This window comes from Micromonospora sp. NPDC049801, from assembly GCF_040656575.1.
Lineage (GTDB): Bacteria > Actinomycetota > Actinomycetes > Mycobacteriales > Micromonosporaceae > Micromonospora.
On sequence record NZ_JBFAMS010000002.1, the window covers coordinates 106,774 to 120,748 of the forward strand.

The window sequence follows — 13,975 nt, forward strand, 5'->3', positions numbered from 1 at the left end:
CGCGCGCATGATCGGATGCGGCTGAGCGACGGCCGGCTAGGCTGCGAACATGCCAGGAACGGTCGGGCGAGTCCCCACGCCATCAATTCCGGCCCCCGGCGCATCCACCGGCCCCGGCGCGGCAGCCGTGCTCGCCCACGACTGGTCCGCCACCGCGCTCGGCCCACCTGAGGGGTGGGACGCGGCGGTCCGGGCCGTGGTGGGGCTGATCCTCGCCTCGCCGATGCCGATGGCGCTGGCGTACGGCGACGACCTGGTCCTGCTCTACAACGACGGCTACGCCGAGTTGCTGGGGAGCAAGCATCCGACCGCCCTCGGTCGACCCGCCGCCGAGGTCCACGCCGAGGTCTGGGACCTGCCCGGCTTCGGTGACGCGATCGAGCGCGCCTACCGCCAGGGTGTGCCGTTCCTGGAGAAGGAGTCCACGCTCCCCCTGATCGGGGAGAACGGCGGCGCCGAACAGGTGGTCTTCACCCGCAGTCACTCGGCCGTACGCGACAGCGACGGGCAGATCGTCGGAATCCTGACGGTGGCCGCCGAAACCACTCACGTCACCGAGCAGTTGCAGAGTCTCAGCGAGGTGGCCGCCGCGCTCGCCGGCACCCTCACCCTCGACGACGTGGCCCGGGTCGCGCTGCGCCACACCATCGGAATGTTCGACGCCGACCGGGTGGCGTTCGTGGTCGACGAGGGTGGCGGCGGCTGGCGGATGGTGCGTCGGGTGCGCGGCGAGTTGATGGACGAGGCAGACGAGCGGCTGCCTCCGCTGTGGCGGCGGGCGCCGGCCGACTGGGAAGGTCCCGTCGCGCTGGCCGCCCGGTCGGGCGAGGCCCGGTTCATCCGCGACGGCCAGCCGCTGCGCGAGACCGCCGTGGACCGGCATGACGAGAAGATCCGCTCGATGGCCACGCTCCCGCTGGGCACGTCGGTGGTTCAGGGCGGGCTGACGGTCGGCTACCAGGGCGCACACTCCTGGTCGGCCGCCGAGCGCGCGCTGCTCGCCGCGGCGGCGGAGCTGATCGGCCAGGCCGCCGAGCGGGCGCGGCGGTTCGAGACCCAGCACGGCACCGCCCAGTTGCTGCAACGCAGCATGCTGCCCGAGCACCTGCCCGACCTGCCCCGGCTGCGGATCGCGGCCCGCTACGACCCCGGGGTCGACGGCAACGCTGCCGGCGGCGACTTCTACGACGCGTTCCTGCTGCCCACCGGCGCGCTCGGCGTGGTGTTGGGCGACGTCGCCGGGCACGACGTCCAGGCGGCGGCACGGATGGGGCAGGTGCGGGCGGCCCTGCGCGCGCTGGCCCTGGCCGATCCGGCGCCGGACGCGGTGCTGACCGGTCTGGACCGGTTGGTGACCAGCCTCGGCGCGGAGGCCGGCAGCCACGAACTGTTCGTCACCGTGGCGTTCGGGGTCATCGACGCCGAGCGGCGGGAACTGACCCTGGCCAGCGCCGGTCATCCCGCTCCCCTGATCCGCCGGTGCGCGCCCGACGGCCGCACGCACGCCGAGTACGTGCAGGTGCCGGCCGCTCCCCCGCTGGGACTGGGCGGACGACCGACCACCGTCACCGTCGCGTTCCCGCCCGGCGACACCCTGCTGCTGTTCAGCGACGGCGTGGTGGAGCGGCGCAGGCAGAGCCTGAGCGCCGGGATGGACGCCCTCGGCGACGCGGTGGCCAAGGCCGGTACCAGCGACCCTCGTGCCCTCTGCGCGGTGGCGACCGCGGCGGTGGCCGGCGGTACCGAGGACGACGTGGCGGTGCTGGCGGTCGAGCACGCCCTCAAGCCGAGCCGGTCGACGGCGATGGAGATGCCGGCGGAGCCGACCGCGCCGAGCCGGGTCCGGCACTGGATGACCGGTCAGCTCACCGAGTGGCAGGTGCCCGAGTCGGTGATCGGGGCGGCGGTATTGTGCACCAGCGAGCTGACGACCAACGCGTTGCTGCACGCCGGCACGGCCGCCCGGGTGGAGATCGACCTGAGCCCCGAGCGGCTGCTGGTCTCGGTCGCCGATTCCGGCACCCGGGGCACCGTGACCCGGGCCCGTACCGACACGTTGAGCAGTCGCGGGCGTGGACTGGGCCTGATCGAGGAGCTGAGTGACGCTTGGGGCACCGATCCGTCGGTGCGCGGTTCGACGGTCTGGTTCGAGATCCTCGTCCCACCGGCCGAACCACACTGAGTCGTACCCACCGACCCGTGCGGGGCGAGTCAGCCGATCGCCGAAGGGGTAGGAGTGCGGCCATGGCCAACGAACAGCCCCAAGGGGTGCTCTTCGACGTCGACGGAACGCTCGTCGACACCACGTACCTGCACACGGTGAGCTGGTGGGAGGCGCTGCGCCAGGCCGACCGGCCGGTACCGATGGCCACCGTGCACCGCTCGATCGGCATGGGCTCGGACAAGCTGCTGGATCACCTGCTCGGCCCGGAGCGGGACCGCGACGAGGATCCGAAGCTGCGCGAGGCGCACGACACCCTCTACACCGAGTACTGGGAACGGCTGACGCCGCTGCCCCGGGCGGCGGACCTGCTGCGCGCCTGCGCCGAGCGCGGGTTGCGGGTGGTGCTCGCCACCTCCGCCGCCGAGCACGAGGTGGGCGCGCTGCGCCGGGCACTGAACGCGGACGACGTGGTGGACACCGTCACGTCGTCGGCCGACGCCAAGGAGAGCAAGCCCGCGCCGGACATTCTCGAAGCGGCGCTCGATCAGTCGGGGCTGGCCGCCGAGCGGGTCGTCTTCGTCGGCGACTCGGTGTGGGACGTCGCGGCGGCCGGCAAGCTCGACATCCCGTGCGTCGGGTTGACCTGCGGCGGCACGAGCCGCGGCGAACTCGCCGGCGCCGGCGCGGTGGCCGTGTACGACGACCCGGCCGCGCTGCTGGCCGAGCTGGCGGACTCCCCCCTCACCCGCCCGAGGTGAGCCCCACTCCGGTTCGTCCGGGTCGACACGCATAGCCACCAGTCTCGCGGGGCATGGTCTGTGGCCACCTGCCCGCACCGTGCGGGTGCGGCGAGAGGGTGGTGTCCGTGGAGCCGGTAGATGTGGCGTTCGCGTTGGTGGGCGTGGGCGCCCTGCTCGCGGGCATTCTGCCCCGGGTGTTGGAGCGCCGACCGCTGTCCATGCCGATCGCGTTCCTCGCCCTCGGCATGCTGGTCTTCCTCCTTCCGATCGAACTGCCCACGCCGGACCCGCTGGCCCATCCCGAGCTGGCCACCCACCTCACCGAGATCGGCGTGATCGTCGCCCTGATGGGCGCCGGGTTGAAGATCGACCGACCGTTGAGCTGGGCCCGGTGGTCCTCCACCTGGCGACTGCTGGCCATCGCGATGCCGGTGTGCATCGCGGCGGTGGCGCTGCTCGGCTGGTGGTGGGCCGGTCTGGTGCCGGCGGCGGCGCTGCTGCTGGCCGCCGCGCTGGCCCCGACCGACCCGGTGCTCGCCGCCGACGTGCAGGTCGGCGAGCCGACCGATGTGGAGGACTCCGAGGACGAGGTCCGCTTCGCCCTGACCTCGGAGGCCGGCCTCAACGACGGGCTGGCGTTCCCCTTCGTCTACGCGGCCATCGCCATCGCCTCGACCAGCCTCGCCCCGCGCGCGTGGATGGCCGAGTGGTTCACCGTCGACGTGCTCTGGAAGGTCGGCGTCGGGGTGGGCGGCGGCCTGCTCATCGGCTGGCTGCTCGGCAAGCTGTTCTTCCGGGCGCCCAGCGAGTTGCGGCTGGCCCGGCACGCCGAGGGGTTCCTGGCGCTGGCCGCCACGTTCCTCGCGTACGGGCTGGTGGAGGTGGCCGGCGGGTACGGCTTCCTGGCGGTTTTCGTGGCCGCGCGGGCCATCCGGGCCGCCGAGCGGACCCACGAGTTCCACTCGGTGCTGCACGACTTCGCCGAGCAGGTCGAGCGGCTGCTCACCCTGGTGCTGTTGCTGCTGCTCGGCGGCGCGATCGTGGGCGGCCTGCTCGCGCCGCTGACCTGGCCGGCGGCGGCCGTCGGGCTGGCGCTGGTCTTCCTGATCCGGCCGGTCGTCGGCTGGTTGTCGCTGCGCGGCGCGCCCGGTCGTCCGGCGGAGCACTGGGTGATCTCGCTGTTCGGCATCCGTGGGGTGGGCTCGTTCTACTACCTGGCGTACGCCACCACGAAGGCGGACTTCCCGCAGGCAGAGTTGCTGTGGGCCACCGTCGGGCTGGTGGTGCTCGTGTCCGTGGTGGTGCACGGCGTCGCCGCGACCCCGGTGATGCAACTGCTGGACCGCGAGGGCGAGCGCACCGAGGACCCGTCCGAGTCCGAGGCCCGGCCGGTGGCCGTCGCCGGGCACTCCTGAGCGCGCCGGGACTCCTCAGCCGAGGCGGGAGACGAGCGCGTGACCGAGGTCCCGGCCGGAGCGCCAGGCGCTCTGCACACGGGGTGCGCCGAACGCGTCGCCGGCCAGGCCGATCCCGTCGGCGTCGAGGTGGTGGGTGACGTCGGTGGGTTCGCCGGTCGGCTTGGCGTACGTCCAGCGGTGCACGTGCACGTCGGCGGCCTCGTCGGGCAGACCGAGCAGGTCCCGGACGGCCTGCTCGATCGCCGGGCCGGCGGCGCTGGGCTGGGCCAGGTGCCCGGCGGCGAACTCCGGCACGGTGTGCGCGACCAGCACCGGCGCGTCGTCGCCCCGCCGGTCGCCGTCGTCGCAGACGAGACTGAGCACCGGATGGTCGTTGACGAACGCGCCACGGAAGGTCGGCCAGCGCCGGGAACCGAAGCGCAGCACCGCGGCGAGGGTCGGCGACCAGGTCTGCGCCTGCACGACGCGGGTGGCGTCGGCCAGGGCCGGATCGAGCAGCAGGGCCGCCTGTGGTCCCGGCATCGCCAGGGCGACCGCGTCGTACGCCTCGCCGTCGACCGTCGGCCCGGGTTCCACGGCGAGCACCAACCGGTCGACGGTCACCGGCACCGGACGGGCCAGGTGTTCGACGAGCGACCGCAGCCCGCGTGGGGCGGCGTAGCGCAGCGGGCCGGGCACCTCGTGCCGGCCGTTCGTGTCGTACGCCCAGAAGGTGTCGGTCCACTCGCGGACCAGGCCGGCGGCACGCCACTCGTCGACCACGGCGGCGAAGTCCGGGTCGCTGGCCGTGAAGTACGCGGCGCCGATGTCGGCGGGGCGACCGTCGAAGCGTTTGCTGGCCATCCGGCCGCCACTGACGTGCCCCCGCTCGCGCACCCGCACCGGCAGCCCGGCGCGGGTCAGCTCCACGGCGCACGCCACCCCGGCGATGCCCGCCCCGACCACCAGCACGCCCGCCGAGTCAACGCTCATCCGATGATCGTAGGCGTCGTCCGGGGGCATGAACCGGCGGTAATCGGGGTACTGGCACACCTGTTCGAAGAAAGGGTGATGAGGATGACGGACCGTAGCAACGATCAGGCCGACCCGCGCGGCGCGATCAAGGACCCGGACGAGTGGGTCACCGGCGACGAGCCGCCCACGGCGGCCCAGGAGTCGTACCTGGCCACGCTGGCCCGGGAGGCGGACGCGACGCTCCCGGACGACCTGACCAAGGCCGAGGCCTCCAAGCGGATCGACGAGCTCCAGGCCGAGACGGGCCGGGGCCAGTAGGCGCGCTGGTCAGCGACGCGGCAGGATATGCAGGCGTACGGACGTAAGGCTCCCCCGGGTCGTCTCGGCCTCGATGTAGGTGGCGTGTGGCTGAGAGCGGCGGTCGGTGGGCGACCCGGGGTTGAGCAGGCGCAGCCCGTTGGGGGCCACGGTGTCCCAGGGGATGTGCGAGTGCCCGAAGACCAGCAGGTCGACGTCGGGGAAACGGGCCGCGCACCGCTGTTCGCGGCCGGTGCGCGGACCCGTCTCGTGCACCACGGCCACCCGTAGCCCGTCGAGGTCCACGCGGGCCACCTCGGGCAGCTGGGCGCGCAGCGCCGGCCCGTCGTTGTTGCCGTACACCGCGACGAGCCGTCGCGCGCGGGCGGTCATCGCGTCGAGCAGCGACTCGTCGACCCAGTCGCCGGCGTGCAGCACGACGTCCGCCGCCTCGACCGCCGTCCACAACTGCTCCGGGAGGTCCCGGGCCCGCTTGGGGAGATGCGTGTCCGCCGTGAGCACCAGCCTCATGCCGGCATCATCTCCCGGACGTGGGCCGCGTGCTCAGCGCGACGCCGGGGTGAAGAAGGAGGGCGGCATGCCCAGGCTGCGCAGCGCCGAGTCCTCTTCGACGTCGCTGAGCACACCGGCGGCGTTGATCAGACCGATGTGCGAGAACGCCTGGGGAAAGTTGCCCAACTGCTCCCCGGTCAGCGGGTCGATCTGCTCGGCGAACAGTCCCAGATCGTTGAGTCGCGCCAGTAGCGTCTCGAACAACTCGCGCGCCCGGTCCCGTTCGCCGGCCAGCGCCAGGCAGCAGACCAGCCAGAACGAGCAGATGAGGAACCCCGCCGGGTCGCCGTCCCAGCGTCGCAGCAGGCCGTCGTGGGACAGCTTGTCCTCCACGGCACGGATCGTCGAGCGCATCCGCTCGTCGTCGGCCGGCAGGAACCCCACCAGGGGCATCACCAGCACCGACGCGTCCAGGTCGTCGGATTCATAACTTCCGGTGTACGCCCCGACCCGCTCGCTCCATCCTCGTTCCAGCACCTCGGCACGGACCTTGTCGCGGGCGGCCGCCCAGCGGGCCACGTCCTGCGGCTCCCCGAGTCGGGTGCCGAAGCGGACCGCCCGGTCCAGCGCCGACCAGCAGTGCACCTTCGAGGACACGTGGTGGTGTTCGACCCCGCGCTCCTCCCACATCCCCGCGTCCGGCAGCGGCCAGTCCCGGGCCGCCTTGTCGGCGAGGGACCGCAGCAGGTGGTAGACGTCCGGCTCCAACGGTTCCAGCCGGTCACGCATGAGCCAGGCCGCGTCCATCGCCTCGCCGAAGACGTCGGTCTGGCGCTGCCGCCACGCGTCGTTACCGATCATCACGGGCGGGCTGTCGCGGTAGCCGGCGAGCTGGTCGAGGCGGTGTTCGGTGAGGTCCCGCTCCCCCAGCACCCCGTACATGATGGGCACCGGCTCCTCGTCGATCCGGCCCATCGCCCGGCCGAGCCAGGTGAACTGCCGCTGCACCTCGTCGAAGCAGGCCGTCCGCCAGAGCGCCCGCAGGGTCAGGCTGAAATCACGCACCCAGACGTACCGGTAGTCGTAGTTCCGGTCCCCGCCGAGCTCCTCCGGCAGCGACGTCGTCACGGCGGCGACCACCGCGCCGCTGGGTCGGTACGTCATGCCCTGCACGATCAGCGCGCTGCGTCGCACATGCTCGGCGTAGATCCCCTGGTACTCGTGCTTACGGACCCAGGAGCGCCACCCCTCGGCCGTGTCGGCGATGGTCCGGTCGGCGTCGGGCACCTGTGGCCGGGGCGAGTCGTAGGTCGGGGCGTACCCGAGGGTGAAGTTGTTCGTCGTGCCGGCGCGGACGGTAAACGCGGCGGCGGCCTCGCCGTCGCCGCAGGTCAGCCGCACGCTGCCGACCAGGGTGAGCCGGCTCGCCCCGCCGACCGCGTCCAGGGCGCCGTCCTGCTCGACGAGGAACGGCGTGGTGCGGCCGTACTCGAACCGGGGCCGGTAGTGCACCCGCATCGGCACCTCGCCGGAGAGGCCCCGCACGCTGCGGACCAGCACCTGTGGCGAGCGGTAACCGATGTCGTGCTCGCGCGCGCCGGGTTCCAGGGCGAGCGCGTCGGTCAACTCCACCTCGCCCGCGGCGGTGCGGAAGACGGTCCGCAGGACCAGGGTGTCGTCGAGGTAGCTGCGTTCGACGGTGAAGTCGTCGGTCTCCGGCCGGATCGACCAGTGCCCGGCGTCCTCGCCGATCAGCCGCGCGAACACCGACGGGGCGTCGAACCGACCCGGGCACCACCAGTTCACCGACCCCGCGTGGTCCACCAGAGCCGCGCTGCGGCCGTCCGCGAGGAAGCCGTGGTCGCTGATCTTTGCGGTCTGCACCCGGCTGCCTACCCGGGCCGTCCCCACGCATGCCTCCCGAGCCGCGGCACCCGCCCGCCGGCCCGGCGTTACCACTCGGCACTTGCGGGAAACCGGGCGGCTGACGAGGGAGGATGCTGATGACCTCAGCCCCGGAGCCGACCGCCGCCTGGCGGCCCGGCGCAACCAGTGGTGACGTGCTTCCGTCCGGCCCGGCAGGCCGCCCGTCGACACCCGGCGCGGACGGGCACGGGCCGGAAGGTGGCCCACCCACCGTGACGATCGGCTCGTATCCGGACTATCCGTCCGCGCAGAAGGTGGTCGACTACCTGGCGGACAACCGCTTCCCGGTGGAGCACACCGCCATCGTCGGCACGAACCTGACGCTTGTCGAGACGGTGCTGGGACGGATGACGACGGGCCGCGCGGCCCTGCTCGGCGCCGGCACCGGCGCCTGGTTCGGGCTCTTCATCGGCCTGCTGTTCGGCATCTTCACCGTCGGCAACTGGCTGGCGGTGATCCTGGTCGGACTGGTCATCGGCGCGATCTGGGGCGCCGTGTTCGGCGCGGTCGCGCACGCCATGACCGGCGGGCAGCGCGACTTCACCTCAGCCAGCTCGCTCCGCGCCGGCCAGTACGCGGTAACTGTCGACGCGCAGCTAGCCGACCAGGCGAGGCAGCTCCTGGGCCGCATGCAGATGCCCGGCTCACGCCCGGCAACGACCCGCTGACCCGCTGACCCGTCGACACCCCGCCGCCGATCTTGCACTTTCTGCGCTACCACATTGGCGCAGAGCGGGCATATCAGTGACCGAAAGTGCAAGATCGGCGCGCGCCGGGCGGGGGTCAGCTAGTAGTCGGTCTTGGCGACCTCGCGGCGACAGACGAGGGCGAGGCTCATGCCCTTCTCGACGTCGCCCGGGTCGTCGGGTGTTCCCCGGTAGCCGTAGCTCGCTCCGTCGGGTGACAGCTCGACGTCCACGCCCTTCGCCCTCAGGCACTTGACCACGGCGTACGTGAAGTCGCGGGCCTTCGGGTTGGCGGGGTCCTCCTCCCAGGGTGGGAGCGGGTTGAGGGGTTCGCACGCCTTGTTGGCGGCCTCCCGGGCGGCGTCGCCGAGCGGGGGCTTGCGCTTCTGCCGGATGGCGATGACGTCGAGCCCGTGCTGCTTGAGGCAGTCGTCGTAGGGCTTCATCTTCGCGGTCCGGTCCGCGTCGGTGTCGTCGAGGCGGAACCTCGGCGCCTCGACGGTCGGCGACGCGCTCCGCGACGGCGACGCGGCGGTCGCCGTCTGGAGGGTGGCGACGTCGGGCTGTTCTTCACCGGTCTTCGCGCCGCCGGGGTCGCATCCGGCGGTCGCCGCCACGATGACGGCCGCGAACACCAGGAACGCCATGCGCTGCCTCGCCATGCTGTGCCTCTTTCCCGTCGTGTGACCGATTCGGCCCCACCCTGGCGCAGGCATGTCAGGAAGCTGTCAGCTCGGTGTTCGTAACCGGTTCTCCCGCTCGCCGGTCAGTCGTGGTAGGCCAACTCGCCGGCGCGCAGCGGGACGTCGACCCGGTTCTCCGACGGCGCGAGGGGGCAGGCCCAGCGGTCGTCGTACGCGCAGCTCGGGTTGTAGAGGTAGTTAGCGTCGAGGCGGACGCGGTCGCCGGGCAGCAGCTCGACGCCCCGGCCGAAGGTGCCCTTCACCGTGTCGGTGAGGTAGCGGCCCCCGCCGTACGTCTGCTGTCCGCAGGTGCCGTCGCGCAGCGGCACGAACAGTCCGCCCCCGTACGCCTCGATCCACCACAGCGTGAGCGGCCCCCACGACGTCTCGGCCACCGCCACCCGCCGGTACGTCACGACGCCGTCCGGGCCTCCGGTGTCGATGCTCAGCTCACCGCTGGCCGGCCGTAGCGGCGCTTCGACCACGGCCTCCGGGTTGGGTGGGAAGTACCGCACGCCCCGGAAGGCGGGCCGTTCGTCGGGCGGGATGGGGCTCTGCGGGTGGGTGGCGAAGAGGTCGTCGCGGCCGGCGCGGAAGCCCGCCAGGTCGACGTCGGACAGGTAGAGCCGGGCCACCCGCTCCCGCCAGTCGGCCAGTTCGAGGTCGGTCAGCATGCGGGGGACTCCTTGTCGAGGGACAGCTCTCCGGACTTCAGGGGCCGGCCGCACGCCTGGCAACGGACCTCGGCGACGAACACCTCGCCACAGACGTCGTGGATGAAGTCGACCTGGGGCACGTCGGCATCGCTGTAGGTGTCGCCCCAGCGCTTGAGCACGAGGATGACCTGACCGAGGTCCCGGCCCTTCTGGGTGAGTTCGTACCCGGCGACCTTGCCGTCCTCGGCGGCACGGGCCTGCAGGATTCCGGTTTCGGCCAGTTTCCGCAGCCGGGCGGCGAGGACGTCCCGGGGTGCGCCGACCGCTCGCAGGATCTCGGTGTACCGCGACGCGCCGAAGGCGAGGGCGCGCACGATGTGCAGCGACCACCTGTCGTTGACCGCGTCGAGCGCCACCGCGAGAGTGTCCCGCTCTGGTTTGGAATTCAAACCGGGGGTGCTACGGTTCATCTGGTTGGACATTCAAACCACACTACCCGAGGAAGCACCCATGACGTCGCCATCCGAGTCACCCACCGAGCGGGAAACGCCCGTCACCACACAGCGTGCCGCCTGGCTCTCTCTGGTGATCACCGGGCTGATCATCGGTACGGCGTTCATCGCCGTCTACGTCGGGCTGCAACGTGATCCCGCACCGAGCCGCCTGCCGATCGCGGTCGTCGGCGAGCAACTGGCCACCGCCGCCCACGGCGGGTTCGGCGACGCCGTCGCCGTAACCCAGGTCACCAGCGTCGACGACGGTGCCGCACTGGTCCACGACGGGGGCGCCGTCGCGGTTCTCAGCGCGGCCGCGCCCGACAGCCTGCGCCTCGACTACGCCGGCGCGAGCGGGTTCAGCGAGAGCGGTGCCGCCCGGCAACTCGTCGCCGGTCTCGGCAAGCAGGCGGGCATGACCGTCCAGGAGAACGACATCGTCCCGCTGGCGAGCTACGACAGTCGCGGGCTGTCCGCCTTCTACGTGGTCTTCGGGGTCACCCTCTCGTCGTTCGTCCTCGCGCAGGGGCTCACCGCCGCCACCGCGAAGGTGCGCCTGCGCCACCGGCTCTACGCGATGGGCGGGTTCGCGGTCGTGATCGGCGTGGTCGCGGCCACGGTCGCCGGCCCGGTGTACGGCTCACTGACGGCGCCGTTCCCCCTGCTCGCCCTGTCGCTCATCCTGCTGTCGGCGGCCAGCGCCTTCACCACGAAGGCCCTCGGCGCCTGGCTCGGGCCGATCGGTATCGCGCTCGCCGTGCTCACCCTCACCACCATCGGCAACGCGACGAGCGGTGCGACGATCGGCGTCGACCTGCTGCCGGGCTGGGCGCAGGCGATCTCGGCGAAGCTTCCGCCGGGTGCGGCCGTCCGCGCGGTGAACAACTTCGGCTACTTCGGCGGCTCGCACACGCTGGTGCCGCTCGCGGTGCTCGCCGCCTGGTTCCTAGCGGGGCTCGGGTTCGTCCTGCTCCGACAGCGGACCGCCGCGCGACGTCCGCTCGCCGCCGAGGCCGGCCGATGACCGCCCGGGTGAGCCCGTATCTCAGCTTCGCCGGCAACGCCCGGGAAGCCATGGGGTTCTACCAGTCCGTGTTCGGCGGCGGTCTCCAGATCACCACTTTCGGCGACCTGCACGGACCCGACGACGCGGCGACCGACGATCTGGTCGCGCACGTGATTCTCCGGGGAGCGTCCGGGATCGTGCTGATGGGCTCGGACCGCAAGCCCGGCGACGACGGGACCGGTAGCCCGCCGTCGATCACCCTGGGCGGTGACGACGAAGCGGAACTCACCGGGTACTGGGAGCGGCTCTGCGCGGGCGGCAGCGTCACGGTGCCGTTCGCGCGGTCACCCTGGGGCGCCCGCTACGGCCGGTGCACCGACAGGTTCGGGACCGACTGGCTGGTGAACGTCACGCCGACCTCGACGTCCTGACCGGGGCGCGGAGTCGGGCAGGCGCGGGCGGGCGGGCATGGCGGCCATTGGCGGCCATGCCCGCCCGTCACGGTTGCGGCCAGTTGCGCAGCAGGGCATCAAGAGCATCGAGGGTACGGGCCCAGGAGTCGTCCGTCGGGCGCGGCGTGTGGCGGAAACCGCCGGTACGCTCCAGGCTCACAAATCCGTGGAACGTGCTGTGCATCATCCGGATGGCGTCGGTCTGGTCCGGCTCGGCGAGCCGGTAGCCGCGCAGAATCGCCCGGGTCATCTCCGCGTGCCGGATACCCGCGCTCGCGGCGGCCGTCTCGGGATCGAGGTCGATTTGCATGGCCGCGTACCGGCCCGGGTGCCGCCTCGCATAGTCCCGGTACGCGTTCGCGAAGGCCACCAGCGCGTCCTTGCCGGCCCGGCCGGCGAGCGCGTCGGAGACGTGGTCGGCCAGCTCGGCGAGCGCCAGCAGGGCGATTCGGACGCGCAGGTCGTGCGCGTTCTTGAGGTGGAAGTAGAGGCTCGCGTCCTTCACCCCGAAGTGCCGCGCGAGGGCGGCGACTGTCACGTTCTCGACGCCCACCTCGTCGGCCAGGTCGGCCGCCACCTGGGTCAACCGCTCGACCGTCACGCCGGCACGTGCCACTCGCCACACCCCTCAAACTAGCCTTGTTAATCGGTTGCCTAGGAGAGCTAGGCTACAACCTATGCTAGCCATCACCGAACCCGCCATCCGCGCCTCCTTCGTCAACGTCACGCAGGGCGAGGCGAAGCGGATGGCCGTACCGGTCGATCTGGAGACGTACCCCTGGGACGACCTCGACTTCCTCGGCTGGCGGGACCCCGCCGCGCCGCAGCGGGCGTACCTGGTCGCCGAGACCGACGACGGCCCCGTCGGGGTCGCGCTGCGGGTGGCGCCGCAGCAGACCGGGCGGACACGGCGCAGCATGTGCTCCTTCTGCCTGACCACCCACACCGGCGACGGCGTGTCGCTGATGACCGCGCGCAAGGCGGGCCGCGAGGGCCGGCAGGGCAACTCCGTGGGCGCGTACGTCTGCTCCGACCTGGCCTGCTCGCTCTATGTACGGGGCAAGAAGGAGGCCGGGCGGCGAATCGACGAGACCATCACCCTGACCGAGAAGATCGACCGCACCACCGGCCACCTGGCCGCGTTCCTACGCCGGGTCACCGAGTAACTGGCGTCCCGCTATGAGCAGTCGCAGAACGCGGTCGCCTGGACGACGTCCGCGACTTTCACGGTGACCGTCGGCGTCTCCGCGACGAGTCCGACGGCCTCCGCCATGTCGTCGGACCAGACAATGAGGTCATCGGCTCCGGGCGTCGCCCGGACGGCGGAGGTCGTGAGAATCGCCTTGATCTGGAACGTGGCGTTGATGGGCGGCTTTTGAACATAGGCCAGAGCGACCCAGTCCCCACCGGGGACCTCTTTCGTGGAATCCCACTGGACGTAAAACCGCGGCGTGTCTCCTGGGCAGCATTCGCGCGCGATCAGCACATACGAATGCAGCCCGGCCGCAGCGCGCGTCCTGCCGCGCACCTCGATGGCGCAGGCGTCTTTCACACACTCCACGGTGGCGCCCTCTGTCGACGTCGGCGTGAGGATCGTGACGGGCGGTGCAGGGCTGGGCGACGGCGCCTGCGCCGGGGCCGACGTCGGGGACACAGCCGCCGGGGGGCGATCGGACTCGGCAGACCTGTCCGACAGAACACTCGGCAGGCCGACGGCGAGCGCCACGATCACCCCGGCAGCGGCAGAGACTGCGGCCACGGCCTCCCACGGCCGCGACGCAGAGCGGGGTTGCCGGCCTTCGCTGCCGCCTGCGGCCGGGGGCGACGTGACTTCGTCGGGGACATCAGCTGAACTGTCAGGTGAAGTACTTTTCTGAGCCTCTTCCTCGTTCACCCCATATCCCCCATACGATCTCAACGCTCGTCGCCAGAATATCGAGAATTCCACTATCGGCGATGGGGTCAATTTACCGGCCGCGCTGGCGT

General features: G+C 72.0%; 16 protein-coding genes. 8 read left to right on the forward strand and 8 right to left on the reverse strand.

Going from position 1 to position 13,975, the window contains the following annotated elements; all coding sequences use genetic code 11:
- Positions 1–49: 49 nt before the first annotated feature.
- The 3 genes from AB0I89_RS03980 to AB0I89_RS03990 all read left to right on the forward strand — a co-directional run bounded on the left by AB0I89_RS03980 (position 50) and on the right by AB0I89_RS03990 (position 4,319).
- Positions 50–2,182 (forward strand): SpoIIE family protein phosphatase, encoded by a 2,133-nt coding sequence (locus AB0I89_RS03980; RefSeq protein WP_357119765.1) that lies wholly within the window; start codon positions 50–52, stop codon positions 2,180–2,182.
- A 62-nt stretch (positions 2,183–2,244) separates the two neighbouring features.
- Positions 2,245–2,922, forward strand: a complete 678-nt coding sequence (locus AB0I89_RS03985) for an HAD family hydrolase (RefSeq protein WP_355053431.1) — start codon at positions 2,245–2,247, stop codon at positions 2,920–2,922.
- Between the two features lie 107 nt (positions 2,923–3,029).
- Positions 3,030–4,319 (forward strand): cation:proton antiporter, encoded by a 1,290-nt coding sequence (locus AB0I89_RS03990; RefSeq protein ID WP_357119769.1) that lies wholly within the window; start codon positions 3,030–3,032, stop codon positions 4,317–4,319.
- Between the two features lie 15 nt (positions 4,320–4,334).
- Here AB0I89_RS03990 and AB0I89_RS03995 read toward each other — a convergent pair whose 3' ends face one another.
- Positions 4,335–5,273 carry an FAD-dependent oxidoreductase gene (locus tag AB0I89_RS03995; protein ID WP_357120759.1) on the reverse strand — a complete coding sequence of 313 codons (939 nt, stop codon included), beginning with the start codon at positions 5,271–5,273 and terminating at the stop codon, positions 4,335–4,337.
- 105 nt (positions 5,274–5,378) lie between these two features.
- Here AB0I89_RS03995 and AB0I89_RS04000 point away from each other — a divergent pair, with 105 nt between their 5' ends.
- Positions 5,379–5,594 (forward strand): DUF3072 domain-containing protein, encoded by a 216-nt coding sequence (locus AB0I89_RS04000; RefSeq protein ID WP_357119772.1) that lies wholly within the window; start codon positions 5,379–5,381, stop codon positions 5,592–5,594.
- Positions 5,595–5,603: 9 nt separating this feature from the next.
- Here AB0I89_RS04000 and AB0I89_RS04005 read toward each other — a convergent pair whose 3' ends face one another.
- Both AB0I89_RS04005 and AB0I89_RS04010 read right to left on the reverse strand, forming a co-directional pair.
- On the reverse strand, positions 5,604–6,104 hold the full coding sequence (locus AB0I89_RS04005) for a metallophosphoesterase (RefSeq protein ID WP_357119775.1): 501 nt from the start codon (positions 6,102–6,104) through the stop codon (positions 5,604–5,606).
- Positions 6,105–6,137: 33 nt separating this feature from the next.
- Entirely contained in the window at positions 6,138–7,970 is a 1,833-nt protein-coding gene (locus tag AB0I89_RS04010) for a glycoside hydrolase family 15 protein (protein ID WP_357119778.1), read from the reverse strand.
- Between the two features lie 119 nt (positions 7,971–8,089).
- On the opposite strand from AB0I89_RS04010, the gene AB0I89_RS04015 reads away from it, so the two are divergent.
- Positions 8,090–8,680: a general stress protein gene (locus AB0I89_RS04015; protein ID WP_357119781.1), complete on the forward strand. Its 591-nt coding sequence runs from the start codon at positions 8,090–8,092 to the stop codon at positions 8,678–8,680.
- Positions 8,681–8,799: 119 nt separating this feature from the next.
- Here the strand turns inward: AB0I89_RS04015 and AB0I89_RS04020 are convergent, their stop codons facing one another.
- The 3 genes from AB0I89_RS04020 to AB0I89_RS04030 all read right to left on the reverse strand — a co-directional run bounded on the left by AB0I89_RS04020 (position 8,800) and on the right by AB0I89_RS04030 (position 10,486).
- The gene (locus AB0I89_RS04020) at positions 8,800–9,360 is read right to left on the reverse strand and encodes a hypothetical protein (protein ID WP_357119784.1); all 561 of its coding nucleotides are present in this window, start codon (positions 9,358–9,360) and stop codon (positions 8,800–8,802) included.
- A gap of 104 nt (positions 9,361–9,464) precedes the next feature.
- Complete coding sequence (locus tag AB0I89_RS04025; RefSeq protein ID WP_357120762.1) at positions 9,465–10,052, reverse strand: DUF1684 domain-containing protein; 588 nt, start codon at positions 10,050–10,052, stop codon at positions 9,465–9,467.
- Positions 10,049–10,486, reverse strand: coding sequence for a helix-turn-helix domain-containing protein (locus AB0I89_RS04030; protein WP_357119787.1), 438 nt, complete (start codon positions 10,484–10,486; stop codon positions 10,049–10,051). Before AB0I89_RS04030 ends, AB0I89_RS04025 begins: the two co-directional genes overlap by 4 nt.
- 61 nt (positions 10,487–10,547) lie before the next feature.
- Between AB0I89_RS04030 and AB0I89_RS04035 the strand changes: the two genes are divergently transcribed.
- Together AB0I89_RS04035 and AB0I89_RS04040 are read left to right on the forward strand one after the other, a co-directional pair.
- On the forward strand, positions 10,548–11,555 hold the full coding sequence (locus AB0I89_RS04035; protein ID WP_357119790.1) for a hypothetical protein: 1,008 nt from the start codon (positions 10,548–10,550) through the stop codon (positions 11,553–11,555).
- Positions 11,552–11,968 (forward strand): VOC family protein, encoded by a 417-nt coding sequence (locus AB0I89_RS04040; RefSeq protein WP_357119793.1) that lies wholly within the window; start codon positions 11,552–11,554, stop codon positions 11,966–11,968. The genes AB0I89_RS04035 and AB0I89_RS04040 overlap by 4 nt, the downstream gene beginning before the upstream one ends.
- Before the next feature lie 67 nt (positions 11,969–12,035).
- Here AB0I89_RS04040 and AB0I89_RS04045 read toward each other — a convergent pair whose 3' ends face one another.
- Positions 12,036–12,605 (reverse strand): WHG domain-containing protein, encoded by a 570-nt coding sequence (locus AB0I89_RS04045; RefSeq protein WP_357119796.1) that lies wholly within the window; start codon positions 12,603–12,605, stop codon positions 12,036–12,038.
- Between the two features lie 61 nt (positions 12,606–12,666).
- On the opposite strand from AB0I89_RS04045, the gene AB0I89_RS04050 reads away from it, so the two are divergent.
- Positions 12,667–13,155, forward strand: coding sequence for an FBP domain-containing protein (locus tag AB0I89_RS04050; RefSeq protein ID WP_357119799.1), 489 nt, complete (start codon positions 12,667–12,669; stop codon positions 13,153–13,155).
- An 11-nt stretch (positions 13,156–13,166) separates the two neighbouring features.
- Here AB0I89_RS04050 and AB0I89_RS04055 read toward each other — a convergent pair whose 3' ends face one another.
- The gene (locus AB0I89_RS04055; RefSeq protein WP_357119802.1) at positions 13,167–13,883 is read right to left on the reverse strand and encodes a hypothetical protein; all 717 of its coding nucleotides are present in this window, start codon (positions 13,881–13,883) and stop codon (positions 13,167–13,169) included.
- Positions 13,884–13,975: the final 92 nt, after the last annotated feature.